Here is a 20,187-nt window from a genome sequence, read left to right on the forward strand (position 1 = left end):
ATATGGGACGGTTTGCCACCGTACAAGAAGTCTTTTTTGGAGCAATTTTGCAATCTTAGTTATTTCCTTGTCTCTTTTGCTTTTTATGCTGGCTTTAAGGTCGTATTCAACCTAACGTGAAGTGCTTTGAGAGGGGCGTTTTTAAAGGAATTGATAAGTCTTTGATGTAAATGATATGGCTGTTTATAAAAAAACCGTCATAACTTTGTTGCGCCCTGTTTGCTTGGCTTGGTATAAGGCGCGGTCGGCGGTTTTAAATGCTTCGTCGGCGGTTGTTCTAGGATCTTCAATAACCGCAATACCAATAGAAACGGAGTAGTGAATGGTATCATTTTGGTGAGTAATCGGGTGCGTAAAGATATACCGACACACCTTTTTTAATAAGGTGGTCGCGTCATTTGGGAGTGTGTCTGGCAGCAGAATGGCAAATTCTTCCCCGCCAATACGGGCGAAATGATCACCGGGACGAATCATTTGACAAATAGTTTTAGCAAACTGCTTTAGTACATAATCCCCCACAGAATGTCCGTATCGATCATTTATACTTTTGAAAAAATCAATATCGAGAATCGCGAAGGAAAAAGGCTGTGGTGTTTGAGAGCATGCCATAAAATGGCTTTTCATCAGTAGCTCGAATTTACGTCTATTCATCAGTCCCGTCAGAGGGTCAGTAGTGGCTTCATATTGAAGTCGTTCTTCGTCGTTTTTTCGATCGGTAATGTCCCAACAAATGCCCGCAATAACATTGTTGATATGGGCATTATTTTTTGTAACGTTGCTGGAAATTTCGACCCAACAGTATTGACCATCTAAGCGTAGAATCTTTAGGTCGCAACGTAAGGTCGATGTATCCGATTTAAGAAACTGCAGCGTGGTTTTAATAAAGGTTTTTCTATGTTGTGGATGGATGCGTCTTAGCCACTGGCGAAGGGAAAAGAGTTGGCGAGTAGCCTGTTTGGCACTTGGGTTGAGCACTTCAGAAGTGCACCAGAGGTGTCCTCGCCTCCAGTCCAGCTCCCAACTACTGCAGGCAATATTTTCTTTTAGTATATCGAGTTGATGCTGTTTCGCCCGATAGTGATCTCGAACAATCGCGCTGGAAATAAAATAACTGGCTGTGCGCAGTAGCGTGATCTCGTTAGCGGTCCACTCATACGCTCTATCGCAGTCATCCAGACCTATTGTTCCCCACCACTGGTTTTCTACGATGATAGGAATCGTGAGCATAGATTTGACCCCTTGACTATTTAAATAATTTTTTAGCCGACCCTCTGGGAGCGTATGGGTGATGACGCTTTGATACTCGCCTCGTTTTCGGCTTTCAATTAATGCGATGTATTCTGGCTCGATAAGAGGGGATTGAAAGCGGTTGAAGTGAGGTAAACCGATTTGCTTATATTTTTTATGAACATGCCATTCAAAAGCATAGTCTTGAAGAATGTAATCGTGTTGAACCTCTAAGGTTTGAAAAACCCATACTCGGCTCACTAAGGTGGCTTTGCCAAGTTCGGCCAGCAGTTTATTAATGCCTTCTAACCAACCTTTTCCTGTCACGAGTTCCTCTGTGCTATATAAAATAGCGGCGAGTATGTCGTTTCCAAGGCTTGTTACTTCTCTGTCTACAAGCTTATTTAAGTTGCCTGTTTTGATTGTCATTGAGAAAAAAGCCACCACCACACATAAATTGTGCTCAGCTCTAATAGACCACTATTCGTTTAAATAGATCTCTATTAGTATAGAGCATATTTTCATACAGACGCTTCTATTAGACATGTTCTGTCTGAGTGTCATTGTTTAATGTACCCTAAAGTGGTGGTGGTTGAGAACGTTCTAGAGAGACTATTTGCTGTTTAACCGCTTCGAATAAGGCAGAAAGTGGGTCTTTAGGTTTGAGATCTGTCATTGCTACTCTACAATGCAGCGGCGCTTACCTCCATAAAAGTGATTGTATGTCGTCGCTGTTTGAAACGAGAAAAGGACTTTTAAATAAGTGAAAACTAGTTACTCTTGTGCTCCCCCTATAATGTGTTTGTTTCCCTTTAAAAAAGATGCGAACAAGTTCTCTTGTTTTAGCAGGTGGATAAAGGCTTGTTATTCGCGTTTTCTTAATGAAACTCTGTGCGGATTTTTGTTTATCAGTTAGGAATTGTGTTCTATGTTGATTTTAGTGATGGGTCTGGTCATATTTTTTGTGTTGCATTCAGTACAAATCATGGCTCCTAAATGGCGGGAAGAGGGTATATTGCGTCATGGCAAAATGCGCTGGCAAATGCGATTTGGTATGGGGGCCTTGATTTCCGTTGCATTCATTTGGATGGGGTTCACACAAGTGCGCTTGGATCCGACATGGGTCTGGCTGCCACCTAATTGGATTCGCCAAGTCTCCTCATTGCTCATGTTGGTTTCTTTTTATTTCGCTGCGAGTGCTTTGATACCTGGTACCAAATTGAAAGCCATGACGGGACGTCCCTTCCTACTGGCTGTGAAGTTGTGGGCATTCGCCCATTTGATCAGTAATGGAAAATTAGAAGATATTATTATTTTTGGTAGCTTTTTGGTGTGGTCGATCGTGGCTTATGCGGTACTTCGACGTCGTGATAGAGCTGAAGGTGTAAAGCATGAGTATATCGGCATTCATATGGACTTAGCAGCGTTTACCATCACCATGATTGCTTGGTTTGGTATGGTGTTTTATTTTCATAAATTGTTGTTTGGTGTTGCGCCATTGGTTTAATGGTTGCCATAAGGATAATAAAAAAATCCCCATTGGCACTTGCCTGTGGGGATTTTTGTTTTTAAGGGGCTATTTCTTAACGGTATGATTTTAGGTGCGGAATCTATTAATGTTTTTCGTGAGATCGTCCGCTAAGGCTTTGAGCTCTTCGGCTCGTTTCGCACTTTGTGTTGATAACTCAACCAGCTCAACTGAACCCTGCTGAATATCGTTAGTGTTTTGGTTAATTTCAGACGTAACACTCGTTTGCTCTTCCGTGGCTGTGGCGATTTGAGCGGCACGATCATTAATCAAATTGATGGACTTTTGAATACTGTCTAAGCTTTGCTTGGCCTCATTCACATCATTGACGCTGCCTTCGGCTTGTCCATGGCTTGTCTGAATCTTGCTAACGGCATTTTGTGTGGTACTTTGCAATGATTCGATCATTCTTTGAATTTCTTCAATAGAACTGTAGGTACGTTGAGAGAGTTCGCGCACCTCATCGGCGACGACGGCAAACCCCCGACCTTGCTCGCCAGCTCGAGCCGCTTCAATGGCTGCATTGAGTGCCAGCAAGTTGGTCTGTTCTGCAATGCCTGAAATGGTCGTTAGGATCGAGCTAATGCCATTGGCATTGTCACTGACATTGTTAATGACCTCGGCCACTTCTTGGATTTCCGTGGCGAGCGCTAGGATGCTGTTTTGGCTCTTGATGACTTGATCTTGTCCTAGGCGGCTGGCATTGACCGTTTCATCCGCGTTATTTGCTGTGTCGGTCGCGTTATTGGCAATTTCTTGAGTGGCTTGAGCCATTTGATGAACCGCAGTCGCGACCATGGTAATGTTGTGCTGTTGCTCCTCAAGTTTAAGCGCACTGTTGCTAGAGGACTCATGGGCTTGATTGGCTTGTAGCGCGAGTTGTTGACCAATGTTTTTTAAGTGCGTGATGGTGCCATGCAATAGCTCGACAAACTGGTTAAAGTTATCGACCAATACGGCAATTTCATCCTTAGAGCTGGCCGTTAGGCGCTGTGTTAAGTCCCCATCACCATTCGCTATTTGCCCCATACTGTCGGATACTCGGCGTAAATCTTTCAGCAATAAACGAGTCACTTGTGTCACGACGAGAGCGGCGATCAAGATGATAATTAATGAAATAATGATCGTTTTATAGCCGAGGCTTTTAATGGGGGCATTCAATACGTTTTCATGCATGATCATGCCTAAAACCCAAGGACTTCCTTTGATTTTACTGGCGTACATGAGCATTGGCTTCCCATTGAGGGAGAACTCTTTAAACTGAGGGCCTTGGTTGATACTGCTAAAGAAGTTACTATCCAAGGTGGGTGATATATCGGTTGCATTTTTTAAAATCAAGGATTGATCAGGGGCTGCAATGATTTTTCCGTTTGCATCAAATAGCGTACTGTAACCGTCTCCCTGAACATCTAGGGCGAGTACGCTGTCCATGACATCATTCAGGAATACAAGGCCACCAAGCGCACCTTTAAATTCCCCATCAATAATGACGGGCTCGACAAATGTCATCGATAGCTTTTTGGTGGATGCTGAAATGTAGGGGGCTGTCACAAAGGCTTTTTGTTTGCTTTTCGCATCTTTATACCAGGCGCGAACTCGTGGGTCGTACCCCGCGCTGTTTAAAGATGGGTCATGACGAAACATTTCCCCGTCTTCTAATCCTAAAAAAGTCATACCAAAATTCAAGCTGATTTGAGCCTGCTGTAGAATATTTAAAATGGCTTTATTGTCTTTCGCGGCCTGTGGGTGGGCTTTTAGTAGGGCTTCTACTTTGTTGCGCATGGCTTTTAGAGCGTTTGCCCTATCTGTAGACCAGCTGTCTATATAAGTGGAAATGGCGTCGGCTTGTAGTGCGGCTTCTTTGCGAACTTTATTCTGACTCGCTGTCTGAAATTCATAATAGGAGAGCAGCCCAACACCGAGAGTGATGACAATAGCGACAATAATTGACTGTAATGCAATTTTAGTCTGAAGAGAAAGCTTCATGATGACTCCATTAATAAACGAATTGATAGTGACTCAATAAGCACTTATGAATACCCACATCGGTGTGTGAGTATCTTAAGAGAGACGACGCTATTGGGTTCTAGAAACAGCGCTAGTCTAGAAACACGCAGGAGTCCCATCTTTCGATGATGTCTCCATAAAAGTGTCACTAAGAACTGAGAGTCCCTGCTCAGCCTTTCTTAATCCTTAAACAATGCTTTTTTTGTTATTTGAGTGCCTTTTTTCTGTATGTGGTTGCTTTGCAAGCCTATACAGAGTGAATAATAGACCTTAATGCCGTATTTTGAACATAGCATTAGGCCCGCATTGTAATCAAAGTCGACCATTTTCTAAACGTTCTAAACTTTCTAAACCTTTTGCCTTCTGTTACTCGAAATTGATGTTTTCGTTTTATTAGCTGACGGCTTTTGACGTTATATGTTATCTTCCGACCCCTTTTTATTTGTTTGTTCTTGTTGATTTCTAGGTGAGTCATGATTTGTGGGTTTGATTACGGTACATCAAATTGTGCCATTGGCATCGAGCACGAGGCGAGCGTGCAATTAGTGCCGCTTGAAGGCACCAACACTTTTTTACCCTCGACGCTGTATGCATTGGATCGGGATCTGATTACGGAGTTTGTTGCGCGTCATATTGGTGCTGAACAGGAACGTCAAGATTTTGTGGCCTTACGTCGTAACATTTTGACTCGGGCCCAGCGTGCTCGTCGTGAAGAAGATTTAGACGACGATGAGCAAACTTTGTTTTTTGGGCGTGCGGCCTTTGCTGAATATTTTCAGTGGCCCGATGAAGGGTATTTTGTTAAGTCTCCTAAATCTTTTTTGGGCGGAACTGGGCTCCGTGAGCAGCATATTAGCTTTTTTGAGGATGTCGTCACGGCGATGATGCAGAATATTAAGCGTCGCTCAGAGCTCAGTTTGGGAAAAGAACTGACTCATACTGTCATTGGACGCCCGGTAAATTTTCAAGGGATTGACGCTGAAGCAAGTAATCGCCAAGCTTTGGATATTCTGACGGTAGCAGGAAAACGTGCTGGCTTTAAAGAGATTGAATTCCTATATGAGCCGATTGCGGCAGGGTTGGACTTTGAAGCGAGTATGACGGAAAACAAAACGGTATTGGTCGTTGATATTGGCGGTGGGACAACCGACTGCGCCATGGTTCGTATGGGCCCTGATTACGCCATCAAATCTGATCGATCTGCCGATTTCCTTGCCCATACGGGGGAGCGAGTCGGGGGGAATGATTTAGATATTCGTATCGCAGGAAAGCAGTTAATGCCCTTGTTTGGTATGGAGTCGACGTTGAAAACCGGGTTGCCTATGCCGACTCAATTGTATTGGAATGCCATTACGACAAATAATGTGTCCGCATTGGCTACATTTAATAGTCTAGAAACCAAGTTACAAATGGAACAGTTGCGTCTGGATGCAACTGAGCCCACTTTGATTGAGCGGTTTATACATTTACGGGAAGAAAAACATAACTACCATTTGGTGAGAAACGCTGAGGATGCCAAAATTGTATTATCCGATGCATTAGAACACCGAGTGGAATTGGATTATATAGAAACAGGGCTACACACGCAGATGACACGTGAGCAATTTGCGCTGTCTATCCAACCTCCGCTTGAAAAAATGTTGCTTTTAATGAGTGAAGCCATCCAACAAGCTGGAGTGAAACCAGACGTTATTTATATGACGGGTGGGTCGGCAAAATCTCCCATTATTCGTAGTGCCATTCAGGACAGAATCGGGAATGTTCCGGTCTTAGATGGTGATCACTTTGGCAGTGTTGCGGCGGGATTAACGGTGTGGGCTCAGCGTATCTTTAAATAAAGGGTTCCGATTCTCGATAAAGCAAGGTAAGGAAACCATGTTAGTATAAGAAGAGAGGTTTCAACGGCTACCTTCCCCAAGTTACAGTCGGTTATAACTATTTCGATGATTTTTATATAGAAATATAGAGGCCATAATTTTTGAAAAACCGTGTCTTTTTTCACCTTAAAGCGTTGTTGGCGTGGAATGAAGGACGTCGGCCGTGGCATTTGCCTTTGGTCGCAGCTTTATGTGTTGCCATTCCCGCTTTTGTTGGTGCAGCAAGTAATGATTTCGCGACGGCTATTTTGGCCAGTATGGGCGCTATGGTGATTTTATATATGCCGCCCACTAGAACGGCACATCGTATGTTGACCATTACATTATGCTCGTTTGGTTTTATGGTCTGTTTTACGTTGGGTTCCATTGCCAGTTTCAATCCTTATGTTGCCTCTATGGCTTTGGTTTGTTTGGTCTTTTTAGCGGTATTGATTACCCGTTATTATAGGCTTCCTCCCCCTGGTAGTTTCTTTTTTGTGTTAATTAGTTGTGTGGCGATTACGCTACCATTCGATTTACATCGTTTGCCTACCCATGTTGGTATGGTGGCATTGGGAGGAATGTTGTCGTGTATGTTGGCGTTTTTCTACAGCCTGGTCATTGGGGCGAATCGATTAGCGGTTACGCAAGTCGAAACGGATTTACGGGTAAATGCGATTATTTTAGAAGCCGCTTTGATGGCCTTATTGATCGGTGGTTCCTACGCATTTGCTGTGTCTTTGTCTTTAAATAATCCTTACTGGGTACCTATCTCTTGTGCTGCTATATTGCAAGGGGCAACGTTTCGTATGGTGTGGCATCGTAATATTCATCGTATTGCTGGCACGACGATTGGTATGGGGGTTGTGTGGTGTGTCTTTATCGTTGAACCGAATTTTTGGGTGTTGGCGATATGTGTTTTTGTATTTCAATTTATCACTGAGTTTTTAATTGTAAAGCATTATGGATTCGCTGTGATTTTTATTACGCCGTTGACGGTGATTATGGCGGAAGTAACCAACCATAATATCCCCGCTAGCTTATTGGTCGAATATCGCTTAATCGATATTTGTATCGGAAGTGCTATTGGTTGCATGGGAGGTGCTATTTTCCATAGAACGTCTTTGTTGAAAAAAATCGAAGCGCGCATGAATGAGCGCACATCGTTATCAGGGACGAGATAACGCATTGTAATAAAGCATAACCGAAAGACTTCGCAGTATGACTATTTCTCTTCTTTTAGCGATTTGTTTTTGATTGCCTACTATTCGTTTCTTACGTACGATTCCTCTTATAAAGGTGCCAGCTTGCTGGTGAAACGGGAAATAGGTGCGTTTTTAGGAAGAAACAACCCCTGTACTGCCCCCGCAACGGTAAATAAGTGATGGAATATCTGCTTTAATCCACTGTGAAAATGGGAAGGATTTGAGTTTTATCTTATGAGTCCGGAGACCGGCCTTTATGGTGGTAGAGGTGTAAAGGCCTCTTTCTATTATCAGGAGTGAAATTGTCATTCACGGGTGAGTGTTTGGTGTTTCAAGGAGAAGAGTTATGCATATTGAACCAGGTGTTGTTACTGGAGCCAAAATAGTATTGAGTTATGCGACAGCGTTAGGGGCGTTAGGTTGGTCTGCAAAATATTCTATTAATGCGATTAAAGAACATGGTGCGATTAATTTATTAGCTCGTAGTGTCATGACAAGTTTGTTGGTGTTCGTTTTTTTTGAAGTTTTACCTCATCATGCGGTCGGTGTCTCGGAAGTGCATTTAATTCTGGGCTCAACTTTGTTTTTAATCTTTGGTCCTGCCGCTGCGTCGATTGGCTTATTTATGGGGCTGTTAATACAGGGTGTTTTATTTGCTCCTTTTGATTTGCCGCAATATGGTATGAATGTCACTACTTTGTTGGTGCCTTTATTTGTTATGGCGGCTGTAGCGCGTCGTGTTATTCCAGAAAAAACCGCTTATGTGGATTTAGCTTATGCTCAAGCGTTGAAGTTGTCGGTTACTTATCAAGGCGGTATTGTGCTTTGGGTCGCCTTTTGGGCTTTCTATGGACAAGGCTTTTCTGCTGCCAACCTGTCTTCTGTTGCGAGTTTTGGTCTTGCTTATATGAGCGTGGTTTTAGTTGAGCCTTTGTTGGATTTAGCGATCTTGTGGGGCGCTAAAGGCATGGATCGTCTAAAAGGTTCTTCTTTTGTCGAGCGACGTTTGTATCAAGGATAGTGCGTCTGCGCGATAGTATTGTTGTACTGTAAAAACGCTCAGCTTGCTGGGCGTTTTTACTTATTGTTTAGGGATATGGAAGCTAGAGGTGTGGATGTCTCTCTTGCTCGTGATCCGCTTGCTGGCAGAGAAAGTCTAAAAAGGCGCGGTTAGCTTGGGATAAATAGCCATTTTTGCGCCAGGCGATTTTTAAGTTTAACCAAATAGGGGGATCAAAAGGACGAGTAATGAGATCGTCTTTTGGTTCAATCACCATGCTAAGCAAGGTTGATATACCAAAGCCTTGTCGAGTGATGGATTTAATCAAGGGAATTAGGTTGGTTTCAAAGCCTATTTTAGGCTTATTGTTGGTTTCTTGGGCTAGCCGGTTGACGATTCGGCGATGGAAATAGCCCTCCTTGAACATGACTAACTCCTGTTCGAAAAATGCCTTGGCGGTTACGCTCTGCTGTTGGCTAAAGGGATGATCTTTGGCCGTAGTAACCAACATCTGTTCTTTTAATAGTTGATAGGTGCTGATGTTGTCCGGTAGATTTTCTGCAACAATGACGCTGAGATCCAATTCGCCATTTTCCAGCATTTTTTGTAACTGCCACGTACCACCTTCGATGACGATGAGTGAGAGATTGGGGTGTTGATGACGAAACGCCATCAATATAGGTGGGAAGTAATAGGAGCCAAGCATACTGGGAATGCCAATGCGTACTTCACCTTTACTTAATCCTTTGAGTTCGGACATTTCCAAGAGAGCGTCGTCGGTCGCTTGCAGAATTTTTTCGGCATGGTAGGCCAAGCGTTGCCCTTCATCTGTTAGCGTAATGGTTCGCTCGCTGCGATGAATCAATGTCAGCCCTAATTCCTGCTCTAGTTTTTTCATTGCCATGCTGACGGCGGGCTGTGCCACATTGAGTTGTTCAGCGGCTTTGGTGAAGCTGGCATTTTGTGCAATGGCGAGAAAATAGCGAAGCGGTTTAATATCCATCAACAACCTTTATGTATTGAATAAGAAACATATATTTTATTGATAAATACTGAAGGCGTATAGTGCTCATCAATGGTTTAAGGTGTTGTAAGGGGGCCGTATGGTTGAAACGGGAAGTCGTACTTTTTGGCGTGGAACGATTGCTTTGGTGATTGGATCGTTTATGGTGTTTGCGAATGTCTATGTGACTCAGCCTTTGTTGCCCATGATTGCCAATGAGTTTCAAGTGAGTGCGTTGCAGGCCTCTGCTAGCTTTACCATAACTACGCTGACGTTGGGGGTGTCTTTACTATTTTATGGCCCTATATCCGATGCTTTTGGGCGAAAAAGGCTGATGGTGATTACATTGCTGGGGGTGACTTGCACCACCTATGCTTTGTCCGTGGTGCATAGTTTTGAAACGCTTTTATTGCTGCGAGGTTTGCAGGGCTTTTTTTTGGCAGGGTTGCCTGCTATTGCGGTGGCTTATTTAGGGGAGGAATACCGTCCTGAAGCGATGATGGTGGCGGTTGGTTTATATATTGGAGGTAATACGCTAGGAGGGATTGGCGGTCGTTTAATTGGTGGTTTTGTGGGGGAATGGGTGGGCCGATCCGCTGCTTTTACTGTCATGGCCGGCATCAGTTTTGTGTTTTTAATTGCGTTTATTATGTTATTACCTGCCTCAAAGCAGTTCGAATCGAAGCCTTTGAAGTGGTCGTCGATTATTTCTAATATGTTGGGGCATTTAAGTAATCGTCGTCTATTGACCGCTTACTTTATTGGTGGCTTGAGTTTCTTTGTTTTCATTAATCAATACAGCTACATCACCTTTCGCTTGGAAGCAGAGCCGTATCACTTGTCCTCCCAATACATTGGCTTGTTATTTTTAACCTATCTTGCCGGCACAGTTGGATCAGCAATATCTGGTCGATTAGCTCAACGGCTAGCACAACCTTATATTATGGTCATTGGAACGATTATTTTTATGTTGGGCTCAGTAATCACTTTGAGCTCCCATTTAGAAGTTATCCTCTGTGGTTTAGCAATAAATTGTTTTGGTTTTTTCCTATGCCATTCTACGGCAAGTAGTTTTGTGAGTCGCAACGCGAAGTATGCCAAAGCCAGTGCGTCTTCTTTATATTTGGTTTGCTATTATTTAGGCGGCAGTATGGGGGGCTACTATCTAGATCCTTTTTGGCGTGCTGACCAGTGGCAAGGGGTGATCATTGGTTCGTTGATTGTGTTGGGGATGGTCGTTTTAGCAGGTATCAGTCTAATTAGATTATATCAGGTTAATGGATTTAATACGGCGCCAAAATAGCGTTACAAAAGCGTTCCATTATGTAAAATCTAGCCGCTTAGAGTATTTTGATGTGTTAGTCTTATTGTTGGGGAAGATACGAACAAGCCTTCTTGTCTCGGCAACTGCTCCTGCATTGCCCTAGTGAGCGACATCCATGTAGGCATCAGCATGTGGATGGCCCTATTGACGAGATGCTTAACAAAGAATATGAGCCTTGAGATCATGCCCAGCGGGGCTTCTTGCGAAAGTGTCACTCTACGTTGCAACGCTTTGAAAGGTACCTACATTCCTGCAGCGTCGTGCCTTAATTGACAATTTCTTTGAAAGTCTGAGGCTTAGACGACTGACTCGCACTTTCCCTAGTATCAATGGGAATTGATCCTTATATCCATTGAATCGCCTATAAAATATATTTATGTTTTGCCCAAGGATGGGCAATATAGGTAGAGTAGCACATTAACCATATCTTTTTGCGGAAGGAATCGAATGGGACGACTGTCTAGGTCTTTGTTTATAAAACAGGCGGTATTGACGTTTACTTTAGCGGTTGTATTGAGTTTGCTGAGTAGTTTTGTTCAGGTATTAGAAGGGGTTTCTACAGAAAAGCAGAATATCAATCATTTCTTTAATGATATTTTAACAATTGTTGAAAACCCGATTGCTGAAGCGACTTTTCGTTTGGACAAAACACTTATCAAGCAGCAAGTAGACAGCTTGTTACTGAACCCTAATGTGGCGCGCGTCGAAGTAAAAGATGAGGCGGGTAAGGTATTCGTATCCGGTCAGTCCTCACAGACACACTTTCTTCTTTCTAAATCCGTTGCTAATTTCTTACTCCCTGACCTCTCTTCCTATAGCCGTAGTCTTATTTTACGAAAGCCTTACTTTAAAGCAGGTCAGTTAATTATCTGGCCAGAAAAACAGGTATTAGCAGAAAACTTTTTAATTAAACACACTTCGATCCTGATGTATAACTTGGTCAAAGATTTGTTGTTTGCTTTTATCATTTCGGTGTTTTTTTATTTTTTAATTACTCATCCCCTAGAGCGTTTAACACAAGTATTCGCGTCTATTGAAGAAGACTTGGATCGGCCGTTTCCTGATATTTTGTCTCGTCGCCATCGCTTTGATGAATTTGGACGTCTTTATGTCAGTTTCGCACGACTATGGCAAAAGCTTAAGCATACGAAAGATGAGCTAGAACGCAGTTATATTCACTCCGTGGCGGTGATAGAGCACGCAGCGGATGGTATTTTGTTGCTTGATCAAGAGTTTAATGTCGTGTTTTTGAACACGGCGGCACGAACCATGTTGGGCGAACAAGCGAGCGTTGCACTGAATCAATCGGCACAGAAGGTGTTAGATGAGGAGACCTTTAATACCATCAAACACCATATTGATACGATGCCTCCAGATACGCCCCTGACACTGGAAACTCTCTTTAGAGGAGCAAAGCAAGCCATTCCTGTTGAAATTCATTTAGCGCAATTTGACTTGCAGGGAAAAGTAGAAATTCTGTTGCTGGTCCGAGATGTGACGGAGCGTATTGAAGCACAAGAGCATATTCACCAGTTAGCCTATTATGATCCTCTTACCAAGTTACCTAATCGACAGCTACTTATCGACAAAATTGATGACTATCTCAAGCACAGCATCCATGAAGGTCAATTCGGGGCTCTGATACTAATCGACCTTGACCGTTTTAGTACCATCAATGATGCGCTTGGTCATAACGTAGGTGATAAACTCTTGGTCCGTGTCGCTGAAGAGTTGTCTTTATTGGAGAGAGAGTCGATTGTTCTGGCGCGTATGGGAGGCGATGAATTTGCTTTTTTTGTGACGGGGATGGATGAGCAAACCGAGGTTGAGGCATTTGTTAAAGCCTTTGCACAAAAAGTATTAGTGCTTTGTGCAACGTCCCAGGAGATTGATCAGCACTCTATGCATATCTCCGCCAGTATTGGTGTAATGTTGTTTTCAGGTCGAAACTGGCAAGTGGAAACCATTGTTAAGCAAGCCGATACTGCGCTTTATCGAGCGAAAGAGGCGGGACGTAATACTTATGTGATATACGAAAATACCATGCAAGCTATTTCTGACCTTCGATTGGAAAAAGAAAAGTCTTTACATAGAGCGATCGAGCTAGGCCTATTTGAGTTATATTATCAACCACAGGTGAATAATCTTGGGGAGCTAATCGGTGCGGAAGCGTTAATTCGTTGGGACGATGGTGAGCGGGGCTTTATTTCCCCCAGTGAATTTATTCCACTGGCCGAGGAGTTGGGGTTGATTGTTGATATCGGTTCATGGGTCATGGATACGGCTTTTTCTCAAGTATCAAAATGGCTTGAAGACGGTATTTGGCTTCCTAGTTGGCGAATGTCTATCAATGTGAGCCCCTTACAATTTCAGCAGTATGGTTTTTTAGCGATGCTCAAAGAAAAAATAGACAAGTACCAATTGCCAACTTGCTGTGTCGATTTAGAGATCACCGAGAACATGTTGTTGGCCGATCTTGACTCCTCCTTAGAAAAAATGAACCTGATTCGTGACATGGGGGTTCATTTGTCTGTTGATGATTTTGGAACAGGCTATTCGTCATTGAAATATTTAAAAATATTGCCTATTAATCGTTTGAAAATAGATCAATCTTTTGTGAGAGATTTATTGGATGATAAAGGGGACGAAGCCATTGTGATCTCCATCATTGCTTTATCAAAAGCATTCAATGTGAGTGTATTAGCTGAAGGGGTTGAGAGTGTGGCACAGTTTGAGCGGCTACAGAATATAGGTTGCTACTTCTATCAGGGGTATTTATTTAGCCGCCCCGTTTCTTCTTCACAATTTGTTAACGAATGCGTGCATGGTTTGAAGATGAATTAATAGGCTGAATACCTTACTCTTAGTATTGAAGTGAGCGTTGTTAATAAGTTCATTCAATAATAAAAACGATCGCTCTTATTCGATGGCAATGAATGAGGGTTTTGAAGTCTATTTATCGTCTTTGCATAGGTTAAAGGCATTTTTCTCTATTAGGGGTCATTATCGATGAATACGTTGTCGTCACTTGCTACCGAGACAATACATTGGGGAGCCATCCTGTTTCTTTTTGGGTTGCTTATTCTTGTGATCGTGATTGGTGTTATGTATTGGGTGGATACTCACCAAACCTTACACACCATAAGGCGAAACTACCCTGTTGTGGGGCGCTTCCGGTATCTCCTCGAACATTTAGGCGAATTTTTTCGACAGTACTTTTTTGCGATGGACCGAGAAGAGCGACCATTTGACCGTGCAGAGCGCTCCTGGGCTTATCGTGCTTCGAAAAAAGTCGATACAACCATCGCGTTTGGTTCGACACGTTCTTTAGAGACGCCCGGTGATATTTTCTTTGTCAACTGTGCTTTTCCGACGTTGGACGAAGATGCCTCTCTGCCGAAAGAAATTTGTATTGGTGAATTTACTGCCAAAAAGCCCTATCGCACTAGCTCTGTTGTGAATATTTCTGGTATGAGCTTTGGCGCTTTGTCTAAACCAGCGGTACAGGCTTTATCGAAGGGGGCTCGTAAAGCTGGTATTTGGATGAATACTGGTGAGGGCGGGTTATCACCTTATCATTTAGAAGGTGGATGTGACTTAGTTTTTCAAATAGGGACAGCAAAATACGGTGTTCGTGATGAGCAAGGCAATTTAGATGATGAGAAATTAGCCAAGGTTGCGGCCCATGAGCAAGTACGCATGATAGAGATAAAGATGTCACAGGGAGCGAAACCTGGCAAAGGCGGAATGTTGCCAGGGGCCAAAGTGACGGAGGAGATAGCCTATATTCGGGGAATTCCTAAAGGGCGCGACTCCATCAGTCCCAATGGCCATAAGAATATTAAGAATATTGAAGACCTGCTAGAAATGATACACCACGTCCGTTCGTTAACGGGTAAGCCCGTTGGCTTTAAAATGGTGGTGGGGGATCTTCATTTCTTCGAGAAGTTGTGCGACTTAGTGCATAAAAAAGGCCTAACCTATTGCCCTGACTTTATTACCATAGACAGTTCTGACGGTGGAACAGGGGCTGCACCTCAGCCATTGATGGACTATGTGGGGATGCAGTTGCGCGAAAGTTTACCGAGAGTGGTGGATATAGTGACAGCGTATGGGCTTCGAAAGTACATCAAAATCATTTCCTCCGGCAAACTAGTGGTACCCGGGAAAGCGGCATGGGCTTTAAGTGCAGGAGCGGATTTTGTTGTTTCTGCGCGTGGTTTCTTATTTTCTTTGGGTTGTATTCAAGCGTTACAGTGTAATAAGAATACTTGTCCGACAGGTATTACTACACATAACGCTGACCTACAAAAAGGTCTGCAAGCCCAGGAGAAATCTGAGCGGGTTGCTAACTATGCCGATGGCCTATTGCATGGCATTGGGTTGATTGCTCATTCTTGCGGTGTTAAAGAGCCGAGGGAGTTGACTCGTGAGCATGTTCGGATTATCGAAAATCAGAGTCATTCTTCACTCTTTTCAGAAGTTAATCCTTTGCCCAATGTGCGTCCAGAGTTTATCAACCTTGTTGGGTTTGAAACCTCAGAAACAACGTCAAAAGAAGAGAATACCGTCCGTTCATAAATCCTATAGATACGTACCAAGGAAGGTCAACTGAGGGTATAAGCGCGTTTGTGTTGGTGTGTCAGGTTGACGTTAGTTTAGGGGATCTTGGTGACGAGTGGGATCGTCAATGATCAGCAATCAAAAAGTGAAGGCAGGATTACCTAGGATGATTCCATTTGTTGGTCGAATAGAAGAGGCCGAGCAGGCGGTTTGGATTAAGCAATTATCGGCTTTGCTCCCTGAAGAAACCATTGTGGCTTTTAGTCTTTTGTCCGATGCGGAAAAGTCGCAATGTGACGTGGCAATTGTCGCCAACCCAGATCCTCAAGAACTTATGCAACTGCCAAATTTAAAGTGGGCGCATAGTGTGTGGGCTGGCGTGGATCGTATGGTCGATGAATTGACAATGATGTCATTTACCATTGTCCGTTTAGTTGACCCTGAGTTGGCGAAGACCATGTCTGAAGCGGTGTTGGCGTGGACCATGTATCTGCATCGCGGTATGCCATTTTATAGGCAACAGCAGCAAGAGAAAATATGGTATCAACGGGCAATGGTGATGCCACAGGACCGACGAGTGGGGGTGTTAGGATTAGGGGAACTAGGGCAGGTTAGTGCAGCCCGGCTAGTGGACAATGGTTTTCGTGTGTCGGGATGGAGTAGAACGGCCAAAACTCTTGAGGGAATTAGGTGTTATTGTGGTGACGAGGGATTAGAAGCATTGTTGAGGGACAGTGATATTTTGATTTGTTTGCTACCTTTGACTGATCGTACCCGTGGTCTACTTAATTATGAAAGGTTGGCTCTGTTACCAAGTGGTGCTATGGTGATTAATTTTGCCCGAGGCCCCATAGTGGATGAAATGGCTTTGTTAGAACACTTGGATAATGGACATCTAGATCATGCGGTATTAGACGTGTTTGCTCAAGAACCGTTACCCGTTTTACACTCTTTTTGGTCTCACCCGAAGGTAACTGTCTTACCTCATATTTCCGCACCAACGAATCCCACTTCTGCTAGTCAAATAGTGGCGAAGGCGATTCGCCTCTATCGTGCGAATGGTTTTATCCCAGAAGGTGTTAATGCCTCTTTAGGTTATTAATCATGAAATAAATAAAGGTTTTCACTTTTCTGAATGGCCTGCAATATGGCCGTAGTATACTAACGATAATATTTTGCGAACATATTATAAGGAAGTGGTGTATGCCTCATTGTATTGTCGAATACAGCCAAAATTTAGAACAAGAAGTGCCGCCAGTCGATTGGCTGGACGCGGTAAAGTCGGCTTGCTTGGCTTCGGGCCTTTTTGAAGAGGAAGATCTTAAGTTAAGGGCGCTTGCTTACAAAAACGTTGTGACAGGGGGCAAGGATGATGCCTTTGTGCATGTCACTATTCGGATGCTATCTGGTCGTTCAGTTGAGAACAGAAAAGCACTCTCCTCTTTAGTTCTTGATGCTCTACAGGGCTTTAAGGTGGTGAATGTGAGTTTCACTGTCGACATATGTGAAATGGACAAAGAAACCTACACAAAAAAATGAGTACTGTCACTGTAATACTGACCTCTTTCTCTGAGAGACCCTAGGACAAAAACATGAAATGGTTGCTAGTACTGATATTATGTTCACCTTCTTTGTTGTGGGCAACAGAGAGTAAAGCACTGACGGATCCATCGTCTGTTAACGCTAACCCCGATACTTCTGATGATTCGACGCCGGAAGAGCCCACTGTTCCTGAACCTATCTCGGAGCGTGCTAAAAAGGCCCATGGCCTTATACAGCAACGCATGGAACAAGAGCAAGCAACGGCTAATAATCCGTTTGTATTAACACCCTATAAAACCAATTATTTTTTACCGTTTAACTATAACCCTCACCCTGTCAGTCGGGCGTTTTTAGGGGATAAAAACAGCTCAGATGATTTAAATGACGTTGAATTTAAATTTCAATTCAGCTTTAAAGTGCCTGTTTTATACGATGTGGTTGGTAAAAACAGTAGTTTATGGGTGGCCTACACCCAGCTGTCCTATTGGCAAGCATACAATAGTAGTATTTCAGCGCCCTTTAGAGACACTAACTATGAGCCAGAAATGTTTCTAATGACGGAGCCCAAAAAAGCTTTGTTTGGTATTAAGCCAACTTATATAAGCTACGGTATTGTGCATCAATCGAATGGACAATCAACGGCTTTATCTCGTTCTTGGAACCGTTTATACGTCGACTTTTTGTTTCAGACTGAAAATACCGTTTATTCCATCAAACCTTGGTATCGTATTCCTGAAAATGCCGCCGACGATGATAATCCTGATATTGAAAAATATTTGGGTTATGGGGAATTGACCATGGTGCATACCATTGACGATTATACATTTGATATGACCCTACGAAATAATCTTCGTACATCCGGTAATAAAGGGTCGGTGCAATTAGGCTTTACTTTCCCTCTTTGGGGGAAATCGAGAGGTTACATACAGTACTTTAATGGTTACGGTGATTCATTGCTCGATTATAACCACAGCTCACAAACGTTAGGTGTGGGAATCATGCTAACGAGCTGGTTATGAGGTAACGGGTGCCGTTTGTGTGAGTGAATGTCATTTTCAATGCCTCGTATCATTCGGGGCATTTTTCGTTCTAGTCTGTGAATCCTATTATAATTTTACAGTGAGTATGGGCTTCATACAGCTGTCATATAACTGCCGCTAAACTGACATTTTTCTGTTCTATGTTAGAAAGACAAATAATGAGCGGGGTGGCGTATGAATATCCTTCAAAATATCCACACAGTAGATGTGCATGCTTTTTCTTGGTTTATGGCACGCAAACATCGTGTTGGATTTACTCGAATAGGACGTGCTATTTCCTTTAGTGCGGATGGCCCATTGTATGCTCTGCTAGCTTTATCCTTGTGGTGGCTAGAATTTAATACTTTAGTGTTGATATTAGTGATGGGGTTTGCTTTGGAGCGCTGTTTGTATTTTCTTTTAAAGCGCGGCTTTAAACGCAATCGGCCGGCGGATGCCCTAGAAAATTTCAGTAGTTTTATTATCCCATCTGACCAATTCTCTTTTCCTTCAGGCCATACTTCTGGGGCATTTTTTATTGCCTATTGTTTAAGCGAATTTTTTCCTGAATTCAGTGTTTTATTGTATATCTGGGCCGGTCATGTGGGGCTGTCTCGAATATTTTTAGGGGTTCACTTTCCAACGGATACGGTAATGGGAGCATTACTGGGCACGGCTTGCGCGGCTATTATGGTAGGAGCATTAGTGTGAAAATTTTGTACGGCGTTCAAGGGACTGGCAATGGCCACATTACTCGTGCTCGTTCAATGGCGGCTGAGTTTCACCGAGCGGGTATTGAAGTGGATTATATTTTTTCAGGACGAGACGCAAAAGATTACTTCGATATGGATGTCTTTGGGGATTATCACACTTTTCAGGGGCTGAGTTTTGTGGCGCGAAATGGCAAGCTGGACATTGTCTCTACCTGCCGGAAAGCGAATATTATAAAGCTACTGAAAGATATTCGAGCCATCAATACTCGTTCTTACGATTTGGTGATTACGGACTTTGAACCTATTGTTGCTTGGGCGGCGAAACGCCAAGGAACCCCTAGTGTCGGGTTTGGTCATCAATATGCATTTCATCATAATATTCCGCAATTTAAAGGGAGTCGTATCGCTCAATGGATTATGATGCATTTTGCGCCCGCTACCACACAGCTGGGTGCTCACTGGCATCATTTTGGTCATGCGATTTTGCCACCTTTGATTCTGATGGATAACAAATATAACAACCCCAAAGATGACCATGTGCTCGTCTATTTGCCTTTTGAGGACAGTGAAGAGGTCATGGAATGGCTGGAAGGGGTTCCGAATTACCATTTTCGTATGCACTGTAAAGACATTGAGCCTGGCATCTATGGCAATGTTGAAGTCTTTCCATTCAGTCGCGTTGAGTTTCATAAAAACTTAAGTGAATGCGAATCCGTTTTGTGTAATGCCGGGTTCGAACTGAATTCAGAAGCGTTGCAATTGGGGCGTCGTATTTTAGCCAAGCCGCTACAAGGGCAAATAGAGCAGCATTCGAATGCTATTGCTTTGGAATATCTAAAACTTGCACACACCAGTAGTACACTGAATTCGTCGATTATTCAAAATTGGTTAGAGAGCAGTCGGGTGGTTCAGGTAAATTACCCCAATGTGGCAAGAGCTGTCGTGGGGTGGCTCCATAAAGAAAATGACATGGGATTAGCGGCCTTATGTGAGCAGCTGTGGGCGCAAACATCAAGCTTGTCCGGTGATATTGATTTTAGTTTGAATGGGTCGACCACCGCAGACTCGAGTCGGCGGCAGCGTACTGTCCTAGTGTAAACCCATTTCAGGACGACGGGGCAGATGAACATTAAACGCCTCTTTAGCCGTGCTAGGGAGGCGTATTTGCGGCTTATAGGTATTGCTAAAACCTTTTTCTAT

15 protein-coding genes and 1 riboswitch are annotated in these 20,187 nt (G+C 43.3%); of the genes, 12 read left to right on the forward strand and 3 right to left on the reverse strand.

Features of this window, described 5'->3' with window-relative positions; translation table 11 throughout:
• Positions 1-183 precede the first annotated feature (183 nt).
• Positions 184-1,656 carry a sensor domain-containing diguanylate cyclase gene (locus AC0VYG_RS06140; protein WP_475431437.1) on the reverse strand — a complete coding sequence of 491 codons (1,473 nt, stop codon included), beginning with the start codon at positions 1,654-1,656 and terminating at the stop codon, positions 184-186.
• Between the two features lie 499 nt (positions 1,657-2,155).
• Here AC0VYG_RS06140 and AC0VYG_RS06145 point away from each other — a divergent pair, with 499 nt between their 5' ends.
• Complete coding sequence (locus AC0VYG_RS06145) at positions 2,156-2,734, forward strand: NnrU family protein (protein ID WP_475431438.1); 579 nt, start codon at positions 2,156-2,158, stop codon at positions 2,732-2,734.
• 90 nt (positions 2,735-2,824) lie between these two features.
• Here the strand turns inward: AC0VYG_RS06145 and AC0VYG_RS06150 are convergent, their stop codons facing one another.
• Positions 2,825-4,741, reverse strand: a complete 1,917-nt coding sequence (locus tag AC0VYG_RS06150; protein WP_475431439.1) for a methyl-accepting chemotaxis protein — start codon at positions 4,739-4,741, stop codon at positions 2,825-2,827.
• Between the two features lie 494 nt (positions 4,742-5,235).
• Between AC0VYG_RS06150 and yegD the strand changes: the two genes are divergently transcribed.
• The 3 genes from yegD to AC0VYG_RS06165 all read left to right on the forward strand — a co-directional run bounded on the left by yegD (position 5,236) and on the right by AC0VYG_RS06165 (position 8,844).
• Complete coding sequence (gene yegD / locus AC0VYG_RS06155) at positions 5,236-6,600, forward strand: molecular chaperone (protein ID WP_475431440.1); 1,365 nt, start codon at positions 5,236-5,238, stop codon at positions 6,598-6,600.
• Between the two features lie 140 nt (positions 6,601-6,740).
• Positions 6,741-7,802, forward strand: coding sequence for an FUSC family protein (locus AC0VYG_RS06160; protein WP_475431441.1), 1,062 nt, complete (start codon positions 6,741-6,743; stop codon positions 7,800-7,802).
• Positions 7,803-7,898: 96 nt separating this feature from the next.
• Positions 7,899-8,093, forward strand: a riboswitch (cobalamin riboswitch).
• A 76-nt stretch (positions 8,094-8,169) separates the two neighbouring features.
• Positions 8,170-8,844, forward strand: a complete 675-nt coding sequence (locus AC0VYG_RS06165) for an energy-coupling factor ABC transporter permease (RefSeq protein WP_475431442.1) — start codon at positions 8,170-8,172, stop codon at positions 8,842-8,844.
• An 82-nt stretch (positions 8,845-8,926) separates the two neighbouring features.
• On the opposite strand, the gene AC0VYG_RS06170 is transcribed toward AC0VYG_RS06165, so the two are convergent.
• Positions 8,927-9,826 carry a LysR family transcriptional regulator gene (locus AC0VYG_RS06170; RefSeq protein WP_475431443.1) on the reverse strand — a complete coding sequence of 300 codons (900 nt, stop codon included), beginning with the start codon at positions 9,824-9,826 and terminating at the stop codon, positions 8,927-8,929.
• Between the two features lie 100 nt (positions 9,827-9,926).
• On the opposite strand from AC0VYG_RS06170, the gene AC0VYG_RS06175 reads away from it, so the two are divergent.
• From AC0VYG_RS06175 to AC0VYG_RS06210, 8 genes are all read left to right on the forward strand, one after another.
• Positions 9,927-11,129, forward strand: coding sequence for an MFS transporter (locus tag AC0VYG_RS06175; RefSeq protein ID WP_475431444.1), 1,203 nt, complete (start codon positions 9,927-9,929; stop codon positions 11,127-11,129).
• A gap of 468 nt (positions 11,130-11,597) precedes the next feature.
• A complete protein-coding gene (locus AC0VYG_RS06180; protein ID WP_475431445.1) occupies positions 11,598-13,994 on the forward strand; it encodes a bifunctional diguanylate cyclase/phosphodiesterase in 2,397 nt (798 codons plus the stop codon).
• A gap of 165 nt (positions 13,995-14,159) precedes the next feature.
• Entirely contained in the window at positions 14,160-15,731 is a 1,572-nt protein-coding gene (locus tag AC0VYG_RS06185; protein ID WP_475431446.1) for an FMN-binding glutamate synthase family protein, read from the forward strand.
• Positions 15,732-15,840: 109 nt separating this feature from the next.
• The gene (locus tag AC0VYG_RS06190; protein WP_475431447.1) at positions 15,841-16,815 is read left to right on the forward strand and encodes a 2-hydroxyacid dehydrogenase; all 975 of its coding nucleotides are present in this window, start codon (positions 15,841-15,843) and stop codon (positions 16,813-16,815) included.
• Between the two features lie 101 nt (positions 16,816-16,916).
• Positions 16,917-17,252, forward strand: coding sequence for a 5-carboxymethyl-2-hydroxymuconate Delta-isomerase (locus tag AC0VYG_RS06195; protein WP_475431448.1), 336 nt, complete (start codon positions 16,917-16,919; stop codon positions 17,250-17,252).
• A gap of 53 nt (positions 17,253-17,305) precedes the next feature.
• Positions 17,306-18,274: a phospholipase A gene (locus AC0VYG_RS06200; protein ID WP_475431449.1), complete on the forward strand. Its 969-nt coding sequence runs from the start codon at positions 17,306-17,308 to the stop codon at positions 18,272-18,274.
• 195 nt (positions 18,275-18,469) lie between these two features.
• Positions 18,470-18,985 (forward strand): phosphatase PAP2 family protein, encoded by a 516-nt coding sequence (locus AC0VYG_RS06205; protein ID WP_475431450.1) that lies wholly within the window; start codon positions 18,470-18,472, stop codon positions 18,983-18,985.
• Positions 18,982-20,085 carry an MJ1255/VC2487 family glycosyltransferase gene (locus AC0VYG_RS06210; RefSeq protein WP_475431451.1) on the forward strand — a complete coding sequence of 368 codons (1,104 nt, stop codon included), beginning with the start codon at positions 18,982-18,984 and terminating at the stop codon, positions 20,083-20,085. Before AC0VYG_RS06205 ends, AC0VYG_RS06210 begins: the two co-directional genes overlap by 4 nt.
• The last annotated feature ends 102 nt before the right edge of the window (positions 20,086-20,187 follow it).

The sequence above is a fragment of the Marinomonas sp. 63XJN7_7_ISO-PGPR-S23-202 genome (genome assembly GCF_056173505.1).